Here is a 20,601-nt window from a genome sequence, read left to right as displayed (position 1 = left end):
TCATCTCTCCTTCACCAAAAAGTCCTGAAAACGATAATGATTGATTATCACTTCTTCATTTAAAGGTTCTACCTGATATTTGGTCTGATAGCTAAATCCATAAAGATAAATAAAGACAAAATAAATCAAATCATTTTGTGTCTCTAATGGTAATTGTGAACCTTTAAATGGTCCATCCTTTAATAATAACATCACTTTTTCTTCAATTTTTTTATGAGAATAATTTTCTGATCTTTTGATTCTTTCTATAGATTCCATTTTTTTCTTTTCATCTAAAATAACAGTATCTTCGATTTGTGTTTTCATTGATTTACTTATTTGACGAGGAACATATAAAGAATCACGATTAATCATCTGATTGATATAGATATTACCTAAATCATTAACATCGTTTCCACTGGCAATGGATTTTATGATATTATTGATTATTCCTTCAATATCATTTTGATTGTTTAATAAGAAAGTGATACGATGAATCGCTGATTCAATAAATTTATTATTCTTACTATCAATTTCCTGCATGATATCCTCAATATGTTCAAAAGATTGCATGATATATTCTTTCTGATTCATCAATAAATCATAAGCCTGATCATGTTCGATACCTTTTCTTTCCATAATATTATGAATAATCAAACTGACATAATCCTGATTATCCATCACTTCCTGAATACGTGAAAGAATGCTCTGACGATATTTAGAAGGATTATCATAGGTTGTCAGATTGTAGTAGGCACGATCAATGATTTTTGTCTGATATTCCTGCAGTAAAGAATTTAATAATGCCTGCAAGTCATCTTTTATGCCATCATCTAATAGTTTTTGAATATATTTTTTGATATTGGAATTCAAATTTTTTAATTTATGAATTAAATCTTTGGTATTTTCATAAGCTGTTTCAAAAATCAAATCTCCTCGATGAATATCAAAGTTTTGAAATGATGTATATATATTATATATAAGTCCTGAATATTCTTCACTTTCTCTTACATCTTCTAAATGAAACAAACAATCCATAATCTGAATACTATAATCTTCAAAAGTGATAAACACTTCATAATTTTCCCCAACCTCTTCATGAATCCATCCACAATCCTTTAAACGCTTTAATACATACAAAGCCTTATCTCTAGAATTGTTTAAATTTTCTTCACTGTCAATCGTGGTAAGATGTGTTTCAAAGTAATCCTGAAATATTGTTAGTAGCTGTTCCCTTGTACATGAAAAAGAAAGATCATTTTGAAATGACTGATAAGCTAAGTAAACACAATCTGACAATATACGCTTATTATCACCTATAAAAATATAGAAAAATTGATTTGGTATCACATCAAATAAATTATGCATAAATCTTCCCTTTCTCTCAATTATTCATATTATAGCATATAATGACATAAAAAACCGTTCTTTTCAAACGGTTTTATAAAACAAAATGTAGACATTATGCTTGTTTTGCATATTTTAACATTTCAGCTTTAAAAGCATGTTTACGTGAATATCTTTTTATATAGTCTTTCACAAATGTTTCCATGCTTGTAATGTTTTTATTGAGATATAAAATCTCTGATAAAACAACAATTTCTTTTGCAACCTCATAATAGCTATGACGATGAGTTCCTCCTACAATAACTTCAGCTCTTTGTTCGATTTCATCTTTTAACCATTGGATACATTTCTTTTTGAATTCATCAGTTATCATGTATTTTTCTTTCCAGATATGAAATAACTGATAGAAATCTTCTCCACTTACTTTTAAACTACGCCTTAAATCATCCATAACTGCATCATCAGCCACAAAATGCATCTTTTCTGGTTTCAGATACATGAGTAATAATGGTATAAGTATTCCTTTTAAATTTGATGACCATCCAAGATTATTTTGATCTTTTTCAGCTTTTTCAAGAATATTTTCGTAGTCTCCTAAGAAAAATAAAAGAATCTCTTTTTGATCAGAAGATAAAGAAGCTTTTTCTTGTTCTAGGGTTGCAAATTCAAAACGAATAGCATAGTTTTTCTTCTGAAATTCAGTTTTTATAAAAGCGATATCACAATCTAATGTATATAATTGCAAACAATGATTAATCTGAGGATTGAATAAGAAAGATATTTTATATAACTCTATATCATCTTGAAAGTATGGAATCAGTTTTTCAGCAATTTTTGAGCGTATCGTTAAACCTTCATCTAGCTGCTTGAAAGCCTGTGATGCGATCGTTTTAGCATGTTCTAATTGATGTAAAGAAAGATCATAGTCAATAACATCTAGATATAAAGATGGATGTTTAGCTCCTATCTCGAAAGTCATTTTTGTTAATTGATTGATATCTCCATAAAGAAAGCATATATCTCTTAAAAGCTTTGCTGCATAGTCTCCTGGCGTATTTTCTAAAAATGATATCCATCGATCATATTCATCATCACTCAGTGTTATCTCTTCTGGTCCAAAAGCCATTAAATCGCTGAGAACATATTCAACCTTACTCTGATTGAAATATGAATACATTTCAGATATATTTCGATGTAGCTGAAAAGCAGCATATAAATAATAAAGTGAATATTGTTCAAGGCTAACATCCATCAAGTTATTTTCAAATAACTCTGCAAAAGATAATTCATATATATCCCCATAATCATATACAGCTTCATATTCTAAATCTTGCAGCTTTTGAAGAATATTGAATCCCTGCTGATATTGACAATTATTGATATATAGAAAAGCATCTTGAATATAATCATTCAATTGATTTAAAAGATCACATTCTTTTGTATAATACGTTATATATTCTGAATCATAGCCATAATAATAATCATCCTCTTCTGTTGCAGGTATCGTTAATTCCCCATCACTCACATCCTTGATAAATTGTTGAAAGTCTTTTTCATGAAAATTGATGATTTGAGAATGTTCAAAATTTAAACTTTCTAACATTTTTTGACGTTGACTTTTATCAAGAACCCTGGCATATTGATAAATCCATTGATTCTTTTCTTCTTCACTCATTGTATTCAATCTTTGTTGAATCTGATTCATATAATCTTTATATTCCATAACAACCTCTTACTTTTTTAATGTATTTTCGTTAAAGATAAATGCTGGCCCATCATCAATACAAGCCTCAAGATCAATATATTGACTAATAAAACGGAAATAGCCATTTTTTCCAAGATCTTTTTCAAATCTATCCATGCTGACTAATATTCTAGACAAACATAGAAAAATATTTTTAAAAATATAATCAAACTGTGATTCATCTTTTAAATCAACAAACTTTGATAAATAATCATATAACTGTGGATTGATATAAGGATTACACATTTTCTCTAATCCGTCTGCTAAAGATAAAATGTCTTCAGTTGTATAATCTGTATAATCACTTGTATAATGATTCTTCAAATCTAATAAACGATTCATGACAATATGTATAATCTTCTTCGCTTCAAATGTATCAATCTTATATAGGGCATGTAATACTAATAAATGAGATTCAATCACAAAAAGCTCATCTTCCAATTCTTCAACATCAGATTTTAATTTTCCATATTCTCTTTGAATATGTCTTAAATTACGACGTTCTTCCTGAGCATCAAATTCATATTCACCTGGCACATGATAAATGGGTTCCAAGTTATCTAAAAACGCTTTCCATTTTTCATTATTAAATTCCTGTAAATGAAAATTTTCCTGGATATACATTTCCATATAAAAGGCAAGTAATTCTATCGCTCTTTCTTCACTCATTCCTTGATCTAACATTTTTTGATACATATTCATTGTATTTTCATCTAAATGATCTTGAACTTGATTTGTTATGATATCTATTGCTGCACTTCTTATATATTCTCTTTCTGACATAGTCGTTCTCCTTTTTTATGCTTTATATTTTTTATATTTATCTTGTAATCTTTGTCTAGGTTCAATATTTAATTTTAAACCATACTCATAAGCTTCAATCCATTCTTTTTTGGAAAAGAATATCTCTGTTAACATCAAAACTTTATAAAGAGTCACTTCCTGATTACGTTCATAGCTGTTTTTAAAATAATATTGAAGAGCCTTTTCAAAGGAACCATAGTGAAAAATGAAAACAACATCATTCGTTTCATTCAGTAATGGAGTTGCTTCATAAAGTCTATCATCATAACGTTCTAATGAAGCAATAAACTTTTTCTGTGACTCAATAAATTTTTGACCATATGCTTTAACCATATCACGATATTCCAGTTTTTGAATATGAAATTTTAAAACGCCGTATAACATTTCATGCAAACATTCACGACTCAAATAGCAATGTGTTGCACCAGTAACCATCTCTCGTATTGTCTCTTCTGTGACTGGTAATTGCATCTGTCGTTTTATATATTCTTCATATAACTCTTCTTGAGCGATACCAACTGATGCAAAAGGATCATCACTTGAAAAAACATAAACACCACAGCCATAACTTAACACCTTATAAATTTCACGAATCAATATAACAACTTGTAAAAAATCAGGATGATCTGAGGGAACCTCAAATAAAATCTTTAAATATCTTTTGACTTTATAACGCCATTTAGGCCTTTCTTTTTTAGGCACAATACGATTAGGTGCTATATAAAAGCCATGATAAGCATCCTGTAAAAAATCTTGAATTTCAACAAATAAATCATTTAACGAAACTTCTTCTTGTTTAACTGTTTTTTTCTTACCTTCACCTTTCACAATACTTTCAATAACACTATCTAATTCTTCTTTTTTTGATTTTGGTAAAGCTTTGTAAACTTCTACAAAAGCATCATTAATCAGCTTTATGTCTTTATCTTTTAATAAATCTCTTAATTCTTTAACCTTCATTCTTTTCCTTCTTTCATCACTTTTTGTGTTTCTTGTAATAATTCATATACTAATTGCTGGTGTGAAATTCTCATCATATAATCTTGTTCTTTAACATTTGATAGTAAATTCATATTTCCATACCAGATCATTTCTTTATCAATTATAGCGTAATGTCCATATAAAGATGAAGTAACAATCACATGAATAGCATTTTCTTTTAAATTTTGAATCAATATGTTCGTTTTTTCAATCATATTTTTTGGATAACTTTTAGAATCTAAAGTGAGAATTGTTATGGAAATATTTTCTTTTAACTTAGATTGAAACAATCTTAAATAATAATTAACACTTTTTTGACTTAAACCTGGACTTGAAATCACAATACTTTCATTAGCACATTCTATATCTTTATCAAATATTTTTTGATAATCAGAGTTATCATATATCATTTGAATTTCATCTTCACGGACATGTAATGTTGTACATATTTCATAGCCCATCTTTTTGTACGTTCTCATACGTTTATGATACATTTTTTCCAATGTTTTTATATGTGAATCAATATAATCATAAATAATAACATCTTTTTTTCCTTCAAAATCTCTATGCAATCTTCCTGAATATTGTTCTATGTTACTCTCTACAGATACAGGAACGGTTAAAAATAAAGTATCTAATCTAGGAAAGTTGAAGCCCTCTCCTACATATTGTGCTGTTGCTACTAAGATAACACTTTCTTGTTTGTTAATATTTTTGAGTTTTTCACGTATTTGTCTGTTGGTTTTATGACCTTTACCCCCAACCAACAGAAAAATATGGTCACTTCGTCCCTGTAATTGTTCATATAAATATTGAGCATGTTCCTTAAATTTTGTAATAATCAATGGTGTACGTTTATTTTGAAGTGCTTCTTTTATATCTGTAAGAATTTGTTGATTTCTTTCTTGATCATGAATCAATTTTTGATACATTTCATTTATTGATATTTTTGTATTTTCTAAATCTATGAATCTCGTAAAACGTGGGAAGATATAATGATTGACATTTTGAAGTTGTAATCTTTGCTTGGTCGTAAACTGATATCGAATAGGTCCTAATTGCATAAAAGTTTTTTGTTCCAAACCATCTTCTCTTTTTGGAGTTGCAGTAAATCCATAAACATATTTAGCGCGAACTTCAGTGAGTACATCATAAAGCATAGCAGATGCACTATGATGACATTCATCTACAACAATCATTCCATAGTTCCTAACCAAATCTTTGATTTCACCTTTTGTAATGAGTGAATTGACAATAGCAATATCAATAATACCAGTTACAGAATTATGATTACTATATAATTTCCCAATAACACTCTTTCTTGTTTTCTTTATCCCTGATGGAGTTGTGTATGTTGGTAATTTCTCATGAACACTTAAAAAGCGGTTAAGATCATCTTCCCAGTTATTCATAATCAAATTGGTATGAACGATAATGAGTGTATTCACTTTTCTTTGAGCTATCAAGTTTGTTCCAACAACAGTTTTGCCAAACGCAGTCGTTGCATGACAAATTCCTATATCATTTTCTAATAATGTTTCACATGCCTTTTGTTGATTATCATATAATTGACCTATAAAATTGACATCTATTTTCTTTTGCGAATTTCTAAGATCTTCTATATGATATGTAATTTGACTTTTTTCTAATTCATTTCGAAGAACTGATAAACATCCTCTAGGCAAACAAATCCAATAATCTATATCAATTGCGCATTCTATCCATGAATTCATCCCTCTAACAGATAATCCCATTGCTCTTCTCTTAAAAAATTCTTTATTTCTAAAAGCTGCTAAACGTCTTATTTGATTTTGAATTCTTGGCTTCAAACTTCTTGTATCAATATAAACCATATTTGCAAATTTGATGTCAACATGATGATTGACATCATCTTTATGAAAATGATTTTCTTTAATCCATGGTTGAGATATCGAATAATCATAATTCTCACTAAATATATCTTTATCTTTCCATAATTCAAGTTTCTCTTCTACAAATTCCAATGATAGTTTTTTAACTTTTTCAAGACATTCCCATTGACGGGGATAAACATTCCAATTTTCATCTACAAAAGCACTATTTTGTTTTTTCAAAGCCTGGCCCTGTAATGGTAAGGCAATTAAATTTCCTAACCCATCATCCGCCAAATGATCTTGTGCAGGAATCATACGATCATATGTTTGAAATGTTTTTAAATTAATAGATTGAGCACCTATATTTAATAGCGCTCTACCAAAACGTCTTGCTGTTATAGCAGGTAAGGGTTGATCAAAGAAAATCCAAAGATGAGCCCCTCTACCTGATCGTGATCTTTCCACAAGAATATCAATTTGATGTAATTGACAAATTTCTCTTAGAGCATTGACCTCTTCTTTCCAACTATTATCAACATTCTCACCATCTGTTCCGACTTCGTGATTATCAAAATCAAATACCAATAAGTTTGTAGTTTCATCTTCTAACATAGGATAAATACCTATGACGTCATTACCATTGATATCATTTCCTTTAAGATGCTCCATAACAACTCTTTGATTTAACACTTTCCATTTTTTATTTGGACAATCTTTACATTTTATTTTTTTATTTGTTTTTTTCAAACAGATTTCATTTTTCCAAAAGTTTTCACATTGAGGATAATATCCAACTCTCCCATCTTTATTAATATGTCTTTGACTATAAACATCTTTTCTCCCTTTAAAAAGTCGATAAAATATAATCGCATGTCTTGGGGTAATGACTTCACTATTAATGAAATGATTTTCCTTTTCTATTTGATGATAAACAATATGATGTTTATCTAAAAGCTTTTCTAAATATTCTATTCTTTTTTTGAGTTGCATATTTTCTTTTTCTAAGTCTTCAAATGTCGTCATTTTACCCATGATAATATCCTCATTATTTACTTTTTCTACCATATATTTTCTCATTAAAAGAAATAAAACACAATAAGTATTTTGTATATTAACTTCCATAACATTCTAAAAAAAGAATTTGTTTTGATACAATGGTATTTATGTTATACTTATAACAAGAAAGAAGGTGTAACAATGAAAAAGGCTTTACCTATTGGAGTCATGGATTATCATAAACTTATATCTGAAAATTATTATAATGTAGATAAAAGTTTAATGATTAAAGATTTTCTCGAAAGAAAAACGACTGTAACCTTAATTACACGACCAAGACGTTTTGGTAAAACTCTCAATATGTCTATGATGGCTGAGTTTTTTGATATAACCAAAAATTCAAAAGACATATTCAAAAATACAAAGATTATGCAAACAGAATATGCATCATACATAAATCAATATCCAACCATCTTTATATCTTTTGCTAATGCTAAAGGTCATAAAGAACAACTTATTTTATCAATAAAAACAACTTTACAAGATATTTATGAAAAAAATGAACATGTATTTTCTAATATGTCTAAATTTGAAAAAAGTCGTTATAACAGAATTGTTGATGCTTTAATTCATGATAATAGCTTAAATACGATAAGCGAATCATTAGATTTTTTAATGAAAAGGATGGAAAAATATTACCATCAAAAAGTTATGGTTTTTATAGATGAATATGATACACCTTTTATCGAAGCACATGTCGGTGAATTTTATGATGATATCAAAAGCGGTTTAGCTTCATTACTTCATAATGCCTTAAAAACTTCTCCAAGTCTGCAATATGCTATGTTGACAGGCATACAAAGAGTCGCTAAAGAAAATATTTTTAGTGATTTAAATAATCCAGCTGTTTGCACTCTTACAGATCAGCATTATAGTCAATATTTCGGATTTACAGAAACAGAAACAAAAGCTATGCTAGAATATTATGGACTTTCATTGAATGATAAAGTCAAAGCTATGTATGATGGCTATCATATTGGGAACATGGAAATTTATAACCCCTGGTCTATTATTAATTATATCGACAATAAAGAATTAAGACCTTATTGGGTCAATACAAGCTCTAATAAAATGATTAAAGATGCGATGAAAGAATGTGATACATCTTTTAAGCAAGGATATGAAAAACTTATTGAAACAGGAAAACTTGAAACACTCGTACAAATGGAAACAAGTTTTTTTGAAGTCAGTAATACTCCTAATCTATGGGGATTATTTGTTAATGCAGGATACTTAACAACAGAAAAAACAAATTCTTTGCAAATTGATAGATATATTTTACGTATTCCAAATCAAGAAGTGCAAAAAGAATTTCAGCAATTAACCTCTTATTATCTCAATATTTCTTCAACAGATCTATCCGGATTATGCGATGCATTATTGTTTGGTAATCAAATTGATTTTGAAAATTATTATACTCACATTTTATTGACATTACCATCTTATCATGATTTGCAAAATGAAAATAGCTATCATGTAATGTTTCTAGGAATGTGTGCATGGTTATCCCATGACTATGAAATCATCAGCAATAAAGAATCTGGAAAAGGTCGTTGTGATATTATTCTAAAAGCAAAAAGTGCAATATCACCTTCTTATATATTGGAATTCAAATATTCAACAAACAAAGAAAAAATAGAACAGCTTTCTAATCAAGCTATTCAACAAATTCAAAAAAATCATTATGAAGCCAATATGTCAGGCAAAGTAATTTATATTGGATTAGCCCATTGCGGCAAAGATGTTTTTATAACATGGAGAAACAAAGACAAGCAATAGTAACCAAATTTGCTTGTCTTTTATTCTTATTACCATAATTTATTTTTTGAATAATTAAGTCTACTCTTTCTATAATAATTATTCTTTTTTTAATTCAACTTATAAAAATACAGACAAGTTATTCATTTAATATCTATAATTTTTTATCAATTTTATAAAGTTTTATTTAAACAAATGATTGATAGCTTCAATATCTTTATGTGAAGTTTATTCTCTACCATTAAATTTTCCTATTAGTTTATCTTTAAATGTGTGAAGTCCTTTTATTATCCAAAGAACTTAATAAGATTTTTACAATGCCTTTCAACCAGATTTCCCATATTTTATATTGAAAATAGTTGAAAGAGTACAACTTTCTCTATAAATTCTTAGTAAAATTGTTGTATAATAATTTTCAGGTGGTGAATATCATGTATAGAATATACTATAAAAATAAAGATGAACTTGAAGCTCAATTACTTGATTTTAAAATACTTTTTGCTTATCACTCGAACAAAATTGAAAATCAAAACACAGATTACCATGATACAAGAGATATATTTGAAAAAGGGAAAGTATCCAATTACACTGGAGATTTAAGGACACTTTTTGAAATTCAAAATCAAAAAGATTGTTATCATTTTTTGCTTGACAAAATTATTGACAAGGTACCCTTAAGTATTCCTCTTATCAAGAAGATTCATTATGAACTTTCAAAAGGAACATATGATTCATATCGTTATGATATGAATCATGAAAGACCAGGAGAATTCAAAAAACATGATTATATTACAGGTAAATATGAAGTAGGAAGTTATCCTGAAAATGTCGAAAGCGATCTTCAAGAACTGCTCGAAGAAATAAATGAGTATGAAGGAGAAGATGTTTTCACTGTGGCAAGTTACCTTCATGCCTGTTTTGAAAATATTCATCCATTTGCTGATGCAAATGGAAGAACTGGAAGAACAATCATGAATTATTATCTGCTTATTCATAATGTCAGCCCTATCATTATATATGAAGAAGATAGGAAAGAATACTATGATTGTCTTGAAAAATTTGATGTAGATTCCAAATTACAGCCACTCAAGAATTTTATTATCAAACAGCAGGAAAAGACATGGACACGACAACCAAAAAAGGCAATAAAACTAAATGATATAATGAATAACAATGAAATGAAATGATAATTAAGTCTAGAAGAAAATATAGATTACCTCAATTTTCATCTAGCTTGAATAGCCCATACAATATTGCATGGGCTGTTTCTTTTTTCAAATATTACCTATAATATTTTCATTAGAATAAATATGTTATCTTTAGATTAGAATATGTAAAAAAGATGAAACTCTCTCCGTCTAAAGATAAAGCTTCATCTAAATAAAAACTCAAAACATAAAATAAAAGTTCCCTATCATTGTTGAAACGTGGATTCAGCTAAAAGCCTACCATAAAACAATAAGGGAACTTATATCATGGAGCAGCACTAGCCTTAAAGGCTACAATAAGAAGACATCCATGACATTGTCATTATAAAGCTATATTTTATTTTCTTCAATAAGAATTATCATAAAATTCAAATCATTTGATTATTCTACAAACTCTATATTATGTTTATGACACCATTGAATAGCCAATTCTCTATGAGTTTCATATAAGAATTGTTGCCATGCAGTGTTCAATTGATTTTTATAGATGAAATCCTTAAAGCGACGGAATGCTCCTTTACCTTTTAATGTCTTTTGAAGTTCTCTTTTCATATGCTGATCTTTTAATTGATTGGCGAACATTTCCATAATATGATATTCATGAATATCATAATGATCTGGTAATTGTATATAATCTGGTGAATTCAACACAATCATTTTTTTAGCAATATTCGTATCATCATCTATATTGATAAATTGTCCTTGAGATATTTGATAATACCAAGTTATATCCTGATCAGTCATTTCAATAGCTCTAATCACATCTTTTAACTTAACCTTAAATATTCTAATCTCTTCTATCATTGCTGGTCTATTAGGATATAACGATATCAGATGATTTGATAAATCAAAAGCTTTATCAAAATCATATTCACTGATTTTATGAATAAGCTCAGCCATTTCATGATAGAAACTTCTTGATCCTGTATGTCTTAAACTATTCATCACATAGCGACTATAATATTGAATCATGTTGTCTAAACAATGTTCAAAAAGAATATCTTCATGTTTCTTCATACCAAATATATCATCATTTTTAGCTAAATATTGAAATAAAGCATCATACATTTTTTCTTGTATATAAATTTCACTTATATTGATTTGGTTCTTTTCTAAATCATGGATAATGTCTTTTTTCTTGTGTTCCCATATTTCTGGTAAATATGATTGTTGAAGTAACTGATAATATTGGATTTGTCCAGGATATTGATGATAAAGCAACTCAGTAGCAAGAGCAATGATTTGCTCATTTTGATTGGTTTGTTTATAAATATCAAGAAGTAATAAATAAATATCTTGATGAGGATGTTCTTGAAGTTGTTGGAGACATAAATCAATGGCTTTTTGATAGTCTTGATGATTCATATAAAGATTGATAGCTTCTTTAATAAATACTAAATTGTTTTTATTGGTGTCTATAACAGAAGATAATGATTCTCTTTGATAGTGATATAAAATATAAAGATATTTATCGTAGATTTCAGTTGAAATAGGATAAGAACTTATCTTTTGTTGATAGGATGATAAAAGATCATCTAGAGGTATGTTTTGTTGATGAAGCTTGTCAATAAGTTGATAAATCACAGATTGGTTATATTTTACACAGAGATCAAAATAAATACTTGTTTTTTCATTTTGAGATGCATAAGTATCTATTAGTTGAATCATCTGATGAAAGAAATCTTCCTGATAAGATTGTAAAGATGAAAATGTATGAAGAAGCTGATTGAGCGCTTCTTTAGCTAAATCTGGTATATATTGATCTTGATGAAAATGATGTAAGTTTTGAATTGATGTGTATATCTTTTCATAATCTTCACTAAGAGGTATTTGATTTGATGATATATATTGATAAATCATTTGATATATATGATTGACTCTTTGCATATCTTCTATAATATGGAAAAAGGTTTGATATGTTTCTGGTGATTCAAGAGCTTGACCAATGATTTCCAGCAATTCTTCTTTTGATTTCTTTGATAAGGGTTCTAAAATTTCATGACCTTGGTACATATCACTGCAATTATCATCTTTTGTATCATAATCATAGCCATAGTCATCATAATCATCGTCATAATCCTCATAATCATAATCATAAGATGAATGATTACCAAATAGCTCTATAAGCAATGCAGCTTCATGTTTACATTTTTTACCTTTCATAGCATAAGGACAAGTACAACGCATATCAGTAATCTTCAGTTGATCAGAAACTTCTATTTCAACATCATACTCATGGTTGCCTAATACCTTTCCTTTATATACATTTCCCACTTTAACAACATTGTAAACACCACCACTATTGTAGATATCAACACCTCTATTATAAATATGTCTTGCAAAATAATTTTGAATATTCATTATTATTCCTCATTTCTTATTTCACTATATAATCATAAATATCTTGTCTTACAGGTTGATCTAAATGATATAAAATTTCACATACTGGAATTTGATCTGCCATATATTCTTGTTTGATATTTATAATATTTCCAATACCTAAATAATAAAATTCTTTAGAAGTTTTATCATCTTTATTCTTTCGAACAAAAATATGAATTATTGTTTGTCTTTGTTTAGCTTGAGTAAATATATCCATCCCTTTACTACCAAGTTTTAATTTACTCTTTGACATAGCAACTAATGTTTGTGGGTCTACAAAATGATCTGTATATTTAATTGTATCTGCAATATCTTCTTCCTTATCATAATTAATAAAGACTGGTAAAGTATTTGTATGTTGATCATATTTATATCCACCTATGTTTAAAGGGACAAGATTCTTTTCCCAATTAAGTAACTGACAAACATCCTCATATGTATATTTCTTATATAAACATAAATCTGTGTTTTGATAACGTTGACTATACTCTCGTTTATATAGATCTATACTATAATCAATGACTTCTAATACTTGTCTTTTAAATTCTTCATTATTTAATAGTGATTGAAAAACATGAGATATGTTCCAATCAGTATCCAAAATAGGAACATCTTTAAAAGCATCTTTAGATGATCCTGTTGCAAAATTTTGAGTTAATATGTTTTGTATTGTTGTATAACTCACTTCTGGCATTTGAATTTGATATTCATCTAACATTTGTTGTTTTAAATATTCATTAACATGTACTTTTCTTTCTATAGCAAGTTTAATGGCTTCTAATTCTTGAACACGTTTAGCTGAAGAAAGTTTTGATGAAATAAATTGTAAATACTTTTCTTCTAATGAAGAAAATTGAACATCATATTCTTTCTCATATTTCTTTAAAAACATATGATAAGAACCTAAACCCTTATTTTGAAATATCTTTTGGATATCAATAGCACCATATTTTTCAAAATCTTTAATATGAGGTATTCTACCCAATTTAGCTTTTAATTGAACATAACTTTCTTTAATCAGTTTAACATCATTAAAATTCGCATGATCAATAGATTCAAAGATTCTTTTTTGAGATATTTCATCAAATTGAATTGTTGATACTCCAGGTATTAAAACATTTCTTTCAGTTATAAATTGTCTCAGTGTATCTTTATTTAAGTTTGTATTTCCACTTAAAGCTATAGGTATTAAAAAGTTTCTTTCATAATTCCCAATAAAATCAATAACAACGACATAATCTTTTTCATCATTTCTTCTTAATCCTCTTCCAAGTTGTTGTACAAAAATAATAGCTGATTGTGTTGGTCTAAGCATCACAACTTGGTTTACTTTAGGAATATCAATTCCTTCATTAAAAATATCAACTGTAAAAATATAATCTAAGCCATCTTCATCATTAGATTCAAGGCGATCCATTGCTTCCTGTCTTTTTTCTTCATTATCATCACCAGTTAATGCAATAGTATTATAACCTCTTTGATTAAATAAATTGGACAATTCAATAGCTTCTTGTTTCCTACTTACAAAAATTAAACCATGAACCTTTTCACCTGAATATCCATATTCTTCAATTTTTTCAATAATATAATCAATACGTTTTTCATTAATTAAAAGATTAAAATCAGATTTATCATCTATACTAATACCATCAATATTTAAATCAGTGATACCATAATAATGGAAAGGACATAACAGATCATATTCCATTGCTTGTTGAAGTCTGATCTCATAAGCAATATTATAATGAAACATTTTATATATATCAAACTGATCATTTCTTTCTGGTGTAGCTGACATACCTAATAAAAATTGAGGATGAAAATAATGAACTAATTCTTGATATGTATAAGCTCCCGCTTTATGAACTTCATCAATAATAATATAATCAAATTCATCTTGTTTAAATAATTCTCTATTTTCTTTTTTATGAATAGTTTGAACTGTTGAAAACAAATAATCTTTACCCAATTCTTTAACATTGCCAGAAAAAATACCCATTGTTTTATCTTTAATAATTGTTTGAAATGTTTCCATAGCTTTCAAAGCAATACTTTTTCTATGAACAACAAATAACATTCTACGAGGTTTAACTTTTTGAACATCAAAAGCAGAAAGATATGTCTTTCCAGTACCTGTTGCTGAAATAAGCAAAGCCCTATCTTGATTTTGTTGTCTTAAGTGTTCTAATGAAGCTAAAGCTTGTCTTTGCATATAATTGGGGACAATGTCTTTTTGAATATGTCGTATTGAATGTTTTTCAGGTTTAACATAATTTTTTTGATATTCATTGATCCATTCATGAGTTAAAGGAATTGATTTTTGCCATTGATTTTCAAATTCACCTTGTATTTGTTTTATTGTATCATTTTGTTTATGTGATGATACATAAACATTCCATTCTTGATTTAATGATAAAGCAGACTGTGTTAAATTTGAACTTCCTACTATTGCCCAATAATTTGAATTTTTTTGGAAGATATAACCTTTAGAATGAAAACCATGATGATCATCATATACTCGTACCTCTATGTTAGGATATTTTAATAAGTCTTTAAACATTTTAGGTTCATTAAATCCTAAATATGTACTTGTGATGATTCTTCCTTTTTTATTTTGAACTTTCAATTTATGTAAAGTTTCTCTAATAGAAGCCAATCCTGATAACGCTATAAAAGCAACAGAAATATCAAATGTATCACAATCTAATAATGCATTTTCAATATCTGTTATAACCTTTTTGTTTTGTTGTTGATCATTATAAATGAGTCTAGTTCTTTCTTGTAATAAAAGGTTATCCATTGTGAACCTTCTTTCTTATTTCCTCGATAACTTGTACATCAGCAGGAACCCATAATATATCTTCTTGAACAGGATGAATCCATTTTGCATCTAAATGTTCTAATAATGAAATATGTGAATCTTTCAAATGACATAAATAACAATCCATTTCCAATATAAAATCTGGATATTGATAATGAACATGACATATAAATGAATCAACTTCAATATTTGCTTCCATTTCTTCTTTTATTTCCCTTTTTAATGCTTCTTCAGGTGTTTCACCTTTTTCTATTTTTCCTCCAGGAAACTCATACATTCCTTTGAATTCTCCATATCCTCTTTTAGCAATTAATATCTGATCATCTCTTTTGATGATGGCAGCAACAACATTAACTATTTTCATAATTTCCTCCACAAACTTGACTATATAAGTATTGAAAGCAAAAATACTTTATACTTTTTTAAAACACGTATTTCAATTATATCATATCAATAATATTAAAAAAACTTTTTCAAATGAAAAAATCTAATAATAGTCCCCCCCCATTATTAGATCTTAAAAAATTACTTTGTAATTAAAACAATATTATAATTTTTTCCTTCAATATTCTTTTTATTAATCAACCTAACACGTTCTCTCAAAGGCTCTGGATGTTCGTCGGTAATTAGAATAATTCTACTAATAGGTTTATTCAATAAAAGTTGTTCGTCCATATTTTTTCAAAAAAGTAGAGATCATTAACTTTACTTTTTGCACATTCAAAATACAAATCATAACCCTCATGAGTGTAAACTTGGCAATTACAAATAAATTTTTTTGTTTTAATAGCATCATAAATTATGTTTTCTTTATCAACAAAAGTCAAATTTACAACTTGATCAATAAATTTCATTTTTATATTTTGATTCATTTCTTTTTCATCATGCAATAATGAAATTTGATCAGCAATCCAATGAAATAAAAATGCGGTTTTTGAATCAGATCTATTTAAACCAGTTTTTGTTGTACGTGTATTAGGTAGTCTTCCTCTTTTATCAGAAATTAAATTGACAACTATGAGATTACCATTATAAAATGGATGTGATTTTATACCCCAAATTTCTTCAAATCCCAAAAACTCAAGTAACCTACCATTATAACGTATTTCTACTCCCGAAGATCTCATATTTTTTAAATAGTATTTTTTTGTTAGTGTTTTTTTCGACATGATAATATGCTTCAAATCAATTTTGACTACTCCATTACCCAAATCAACCATTTGCGATTTATTCATTTTACACTTTTCAACAACTGGAAATATAGGTTTTACATTAGCTATATGTTTATATTTTTTATCGTCATCAAAAGCTTTTATTGTTATCTGAACATTTTCTTGTTTAATAATGTAAGAATAATACACTCCTAAATCTTCATAAAATAGATTTACCAAATCCTCAAATTGAGATGTATGACTCCCAAAAGGAATTCGTATTGTCTTGAAAATATCATATGTACATGTAAACTTGATAATTGTTCCTGTTTCAGTACCTGTTAAGCAATTTCCTTTGCATACTTCAACATTCATACCCTCAAATAAATACGGTGCTTTTACTACCTGATATTGCCCTAATAATGCATCTTTTTCTGTTCTTGTCATTAATGACCAAGTTTTATTAAGAGGATCTCCGGACGCAAAACCATGTTTAATTCCAAATCCATGTTCATTCAATAACGACTCTGAATATCTCATACCACCTAGAGTTAAAGCATTTTCAATGTCTATAATACCTTTTCCATGATCCTCTATAATAACTTCTACTTGATCGCCAATTTTTTTAAATGTAATAATAATTTCACAATTTTTAATATTATTTCTAATAAAATCAGAAATAGCATTATCGATAAACTCGTGCATAACCTGGCATATGTTTTCAAAATGATAACCAAGAGTCTTCCATAAGTGATCTATATCAGGAATTAAGTTTAATTTTTTCATTTTCTTCTCCTTTCCAAAAAGAATATAACACAAAAACATTTAACAAATTCAAAATTTTTTATTCTTTGTAAAAAATTTAAATTGTACATATTAATAATATAAAATTATTATTTTATCTTCATACTAGAATATCCAAAATCTATTTTCTTATATGCTTATAAAATAAAAAATCATCATAAGATGACTTTTCTCAAAATTCCATTTTCTAAATCATGAATGTTATACAAAGTATTCAATACATCAAAGGTCTCCTTAAGATTATGTTTAGCACTTCGCCAACCATAACCATCAGTGACCCATATAAATGTTACTCCTTCAACCCTATCAATTTCTTGGGTGATATTTTTATAACTTCTTGCTGTTTCATTTAACTTGCTTCCACCAGCTTTATAAAAATTCGTTTCAAAAACATAAATTTGATTCTCTGTTTTTACAACAAAATCAAACCTTTTAGCAACATCTCCAGCATTTGTAAGTAGTGATAAATCAATATTCCATTTCTTTTCAATATCTTTCGTGTACATTTCTTTATAATATTCAACATTCAGCGCTTGAATATATCTTTCTAATAAATTTTCCATCAAATGTCCACCACGATTTTTTCTTCCATTTGAATCTAATCCAACCTCTATACCTAAAACATAATCCACTAAATTATTAATAATATGATTAACTATTAACTCTTTTAATCCAGTTTCTTTTAAAAATTCAAGATACAGATCAATATCATTATGAGATAATTTTTTGTATTTATATAACATAAAATCATATTTAATATTTTTATAGTTTGTTTGCACTTCTATCTCATATTGTCTGACAGCCAACAATATAGGAATGCATTTTAATGTTTGAGGATATTTCTGACATATAGATCTAAATTCATCATCAAAATCTTTTGATCCTATTAATGAATTTAAAATATTTAATTCAACTTTAATATCATTTATATTTTCATATACCTTTTCAAAGTCAACATAATATTTATAATCAGATATTGAACTTCTTAAAGTTGATAGCCATTTCTCAAAGTTTCTCTCCATAATTAACATCCTCTATTCTCTTTAAACCTATTTCATAAAATTCCTTTTCTTTTTCTATTCCTATAAATCTTCTCTTTAACTTCTTACATACAACGCCAGTTGTAAAGCTACCCGCCATAAAATCACAGACAAGGTCATTTTCATTTGTACTTGCTAAAATAATTTTTTCTAATAGATATTCAGGCTTCTGCGTGGGATGTTTCCCATATCTCTTTTCTTTTTGTGGTGTTAATGATCCAACAAATACATCTTTCATTTGCTTTCCTTCATTCAATTCTTTCATTAATTTGTAATGAAAAGTATGCTTAACATTTTTAATATTCTTTTTTGCCCATAATAGTGTTTCAGTTGAATGAGTAAAACAACGACATGCTAAATTTGGTGGTGGATTTGTTTTCATCCAAGTTACATTATTAATTATTTTAAATCCTAATTCTTCTAATAAATACCCAATAATATAAATGTTGTGATAAGTACCAGATACCCATATTGTTCCTGTATCTTTTAATATTCTTTTTGCTTCTATTATCCATTTCCTATTGAAATCTACCTTTTCCTGAAAAGAATAATTTTCATCCCATTCACCTTTATTAACAGAAACTTGCTTACCACCTGAGCAAGATATACCGCCATTTGATAGAAAATATGGTGGATCAAGAAATATCATATCTATTGTTTTATCTTTAATAGTAGGTAATATTTCAAAAGCATCACCATTAATTAATTGAATATCATTATTTGATTCATAATTAGTAATAATCACTTCTTCACCAGTTCTTTTTTTAGCATCTGAATTAATATTTCTTTTAACATTAATAACCTTGATATGAAAGTCTTTATAAAGTTCTCTTATGAGTTCTGTATTATGATTTGTCAGCATACAATAGACACCTTTTTTAGATAACTCTTTATAAAGATTAGCTAATCTAATATGTTCTTCTTTTGTAAATCCTTCTTTAGTATATGATTCAAACGATGTATCATTTAAAAGATCATAAGGACTATCAAAAAATACAAAATCACCTTTTTCACAGTTCTTACAAACATTTTCAAAATCAGTACACAAAATATTTACATTCTGTAAATACTTAGATATTTGATCTATATCCTCTTTTTTATAAGAATTTCCTGATTTCTTTTGATTAAATGGTACATTAAATAAACCTTTAGAATTAACTCTATATAATCCATTAAAACAATGTTTATTCAAATAAATAAACATTGCTGCTAAAGAAATGTTTTTTTCTTGATTTGCCATCATTTCATTATATAAATCTCTTGTATGATAATAAAATTCTTTAGGATTCTTTTCATGCTCCAAAGCCAATTTATCCAATTCTTTTAATAATTCATCTTTCTGATTTTTTATACACTCATACGTAAAAATAAGTTCTTGATTAATATCATTTATTGTTGCTTTTTCAAACATAAAATGCAATGCAACAGCACCACCACCGACAAACGGCTCATAATAATGATTTATTTTGCTTGGTAATAGTTTTTCTATTTCTTCTAATAACTGTGTTTTTCCACCAGCCCATTTTACAAAAGGTTTCATATTCACTCCTTTTTTCCCTTAGTAATGAACTAAAAGAAAAAATCCGTTGAAAACGGATTTGGACTAAATATGTATTCTGTTCATGCAATCTTGTTTATATTTATTTTGACAATGAACATATAAATTCATTGTT

The 20,601-nt window shown here is 27.5% G+C and carries 13 protein-coding genes; 2 read left to right on the top strand and 11 right to left on the bottom strand.

Annotated features, from left to right (window positions below):
• The 5 genes from B5E87_RS01215 to B5E87_RS01195 form a co-directional block, all read right to left on the bottom strand.
• The gene (locus B5E87_RS01215) at positions 1 to 1,347 is read right to left on the bottom strand and encodes a Wadjet anti-phage system protein JetA family protein (RefSeq protein WP_087243121.1); all 1,347 of its coding nucleotides are present in this window, start codon (positions 1,345 to 1,347) and stop codon (positions 1 to 3) included.
• 94 nt (positions 1,348 to 1,441) lie between these two features.
• Complete coding sequence (locus B5E87_RS01210) at positions 1,442 to 3,049, bottom strand: hypothetical protein (protein WP_087243120.1); 1,608 nt, start codon at positions 3,047 to 3,049, stop codon at positions 1,442 to 1,444.
• A 9-nt stretch (positions 3,050 to 3,058) separates the two neighbouring features.
• Positions 3,059 to 3,853, bottom strand: a complete 795-nt coding sequence (locus B5E87_RS01205; RefSeq protein ID WP_087243119.1) for a hypothetical protein — start codon at positions 3,851 to 3,853, stop codon at positions 3,059 to 3,061.
• Positions 3,854 to 3,868: 15 nt separating this feature from the next.
• A complete protein-coding gene (locus tag B5E87_RS01200) occupies positions 3,869 to 4,834 on the bottom strand; it encodes a hypothetical protein (protein WP_087243118.1) in 966 nt (321 codons plus the stop codon).
• Positions 4,831 to 7,830 (bottom strand): TOTE conflict system archaeo-eukaryotic primase domain-containing protein, encoded by a 3,000-nt coding sequence (locus B5E87_RS01195; protein ID WP_087243117.1) that lies wholly within the window; start codon positions 7,828 to 7,830, stop codon positions 4,831 to 4,833. Before B5E87_RS01195 ends, B5E87_RS01200 begins: the two co-directional genes overlap by 4 nt.
• Positions 7,831 to 7,905: 75 nt before the next feature.
• On the opposite strand from B5E87_RS01195, the gene B5E87_RS01190 reads away from it, so the two are divergent.
• Positions 7,906 to 9,543, top strand: a complete 1,638-nt coding sequence (locus B5E87_RS01190; protein WP_087243116.1) for an AAA family ATPase — start codon at positions 7,906 to 7,908, stop codon at positions 9,541 to 9,543.
• Between the two features lie 410 nt (positions 9,544 to 9,953).
• Positions 9,954 to 10,709, top strand: a complete 756-nt coding sequence (locus tag B5E87_RS01185) for a Fic family protein (protein ID WP_087243115.1) — start codon at positions 9,954 to 9,956, stop codon at positions 10,707 to 10,709.
• A 402-nt stretch (positions 10,710 to 11,111) separates the two neighbouring features.
• Here the strand turns inward: B5E87_RS01185 and B5E87_RS01180 are convergent, their stop codons facing one another.
• From B5E87_RS01180 to B5E87_RS01155, 6 genes are all read right to left on the bottom strand, one after another.
• A complete protein-coding gene (locus B5E87_RS01180) occupies positions 11,112 to 13,091 on the bottom strand; it encodes a UPF0158 family protein (RefSeq protein WP_087243114.1) in 1,980 nt (659 codons plus the stop codon).
• 16 nt (positions 13,092 to 13,107) lie between these two features.
• A complete protein-coding gene (locus tag B5E87_RS01175) occupies positions 13,108 to 15,912 on the bottom strand; it encodes a DEAD/DEAH box helicase (protein ID WP_087243113.1) in 2,805 nt (934 codons plus the stop codon).
• Positions 15,905 to 16,297, bottom strand: a complete 393-nt coding sequence (locus tag B5E87_RS01170) for a (deoxy)nucleoside triphosphate pyrophosphohydrolase (protein ID WP_087243112.1) — start codon at positions 16,295 to 16,297, stop codon at positions 15,905 to 15,907. Before B5E87_RS01170 ends, B5E87_RS01175 begins: the two co-directional genes overlap by 8 nt.
• Before the next feature lie 289 nt (positions 16,298 to 16,586).
• On the bottom strand, positions 16,587 to 17,870 hold the full coding sequence (locus B5E87_RS01165; protein WP_087243111.1) for an ATP-binding protein: 1,284 nt from the start codon (positions 17,868 to 17,870) through the stop codon (positions 16,587 to 16,589).
• Between the two features lie 173 nt (positions 17,871 to 18,043).
• On the bottom strand, positions 18,044 to 18,910 hold the full coding sequence (locus tag B5E87_RS01160; protein WP_087243239.1) for a type II restriction endonuclease: 867 nt from the start codon (positions 18,908 to 18,910) through the stop codon (positions 18,044 to 18,046).
• Complete coding sequence (locus tag B5E87_RS01155; protein WP_087243110.1) at positions 18,894 to 20,468, bottom strand: Dam family site-specific DNA-(adenine-N6)-methyltransferase; 1,575 nt, start codon at positions 20,466 to 20,468, stop codon at positions 18,894 to 18,896. Before B5E87_RS01155 ends, B5E87_RS01160 begins: the two co-directional genes overlap by 17 nt.
• Positions 20,469 to 20,601: the final 133 nt, after the last annotated feature.

Source organism: Massilimicrobiota sp. An142 (genome assembly GCF_002160725.1).
Lineage (GTDB): Bacteria > Bacillota_I > Bacilli_A > Erysipelotrichales > Coprobacillaceae > Allocoprobacillus > Allocoprobacillus merdigallinarum.
This window is presented reverse-complemented; position numbering and strand designations above follow the sequence as displayed.

What these genes read in the sequence shown, in the direction of transcription:
- B5E87_RS01210 (WP_087243120.1), bottom strand. Translation starts at nt 3,049, where the DNA reads ATGGAATATAAAGATTATATGAATCAGATTCAACAAAGATTGAATACA.
- B5E87_RS01155 (WP_087243110.1), bottom strand. Translation starts at nt 20,468, where the DNA reads ATGAAACCTTTTGTAAAATGGGCTGGTGGAAAAACACAGTTATTAGAA.
- B5E87_RS01205 (WP_087243119.1), bottom strand. Translation starts at nt 3,853, where the DNA reads ATGTCAGAAAGAGAATATATAAGAAGTGCAGCAATAGATATCATAACA.
- B5E87_RS01175 (WP_087243113.1), bottom strand. Translation starts at nt 15,912, where the DNA reads ATGGATAACCTTTTATTACAAGAAAGAACTAGACTCATTTATAATGAT.
- B5E87_RS01200 (WP_087243118.1), bottom strand. Translation starts at nt 4,834, where the DNA reads ATGAAGGTTAAAGAATTAAGAGATTTATTAAAAGATAAAGACATAAAG.
- B5E87_RS01185 (WP_087243115.1), top strand. Translation starts at nt 9,954, where the DNA reads ATGTATAGAATATACTATAAAAATAAAGATGAACTTGAAGCTCAATTA.
- B5E87_RS01160 (WP_087243239.1), bottom strand. Translation starts at nt 18,910, where the DNA reads ATGGAGAGAAACTTTGAGAAATGGCTATCAACTTTAAGAAGTTCAATA.
- B5E87_RS01190 (WP_087243116.1), top strand. Translation starts at nt 7,906, where the DNA reads ATGAAAAAGGCTTTACCTATTGGAGTCATGGATTATCATAAACTTATA.
- B5E87_RS01170 (WP_087243112.1), bottom strand. Translation starts at nt 16,297, where the DNA reads ATGAAAATAGTTAATGTTGTTGCTGCCATCATCAAAAGAGATGATCAG.
- B5E87_RS01195 (WP_087243117.1), bottom strand. Translation starts at nt 7,830, where the DNA reads ATGGAAGTTAATATACAAAATACTTATTGTGTTTTATTTCTTTTAATG.
- B5E87_RS01165 (WP_087243111.1), bottom strand. Translation starts at nt 17,870, where the DNA reads ATGAAAAAATTAAACTTAATTCCTGATATAGATCACTTATGGAAGACT.
- B5E87_RS01215 (WP_087243121.1), bottom strand. Translation starts at nt 1,347, where the DNA reads ATGCATAATTTATTTGATGTGATACCAAATCAATTTTTCTATATTTTT.
- B5E87_RS01180 (WP_087243114.1), bottom strand. Translation starts at nt 13,091, where the DNA reads ATGAATATTCAAAATTATTTTGCAAGACATATTTATAATAGAGGTGTT.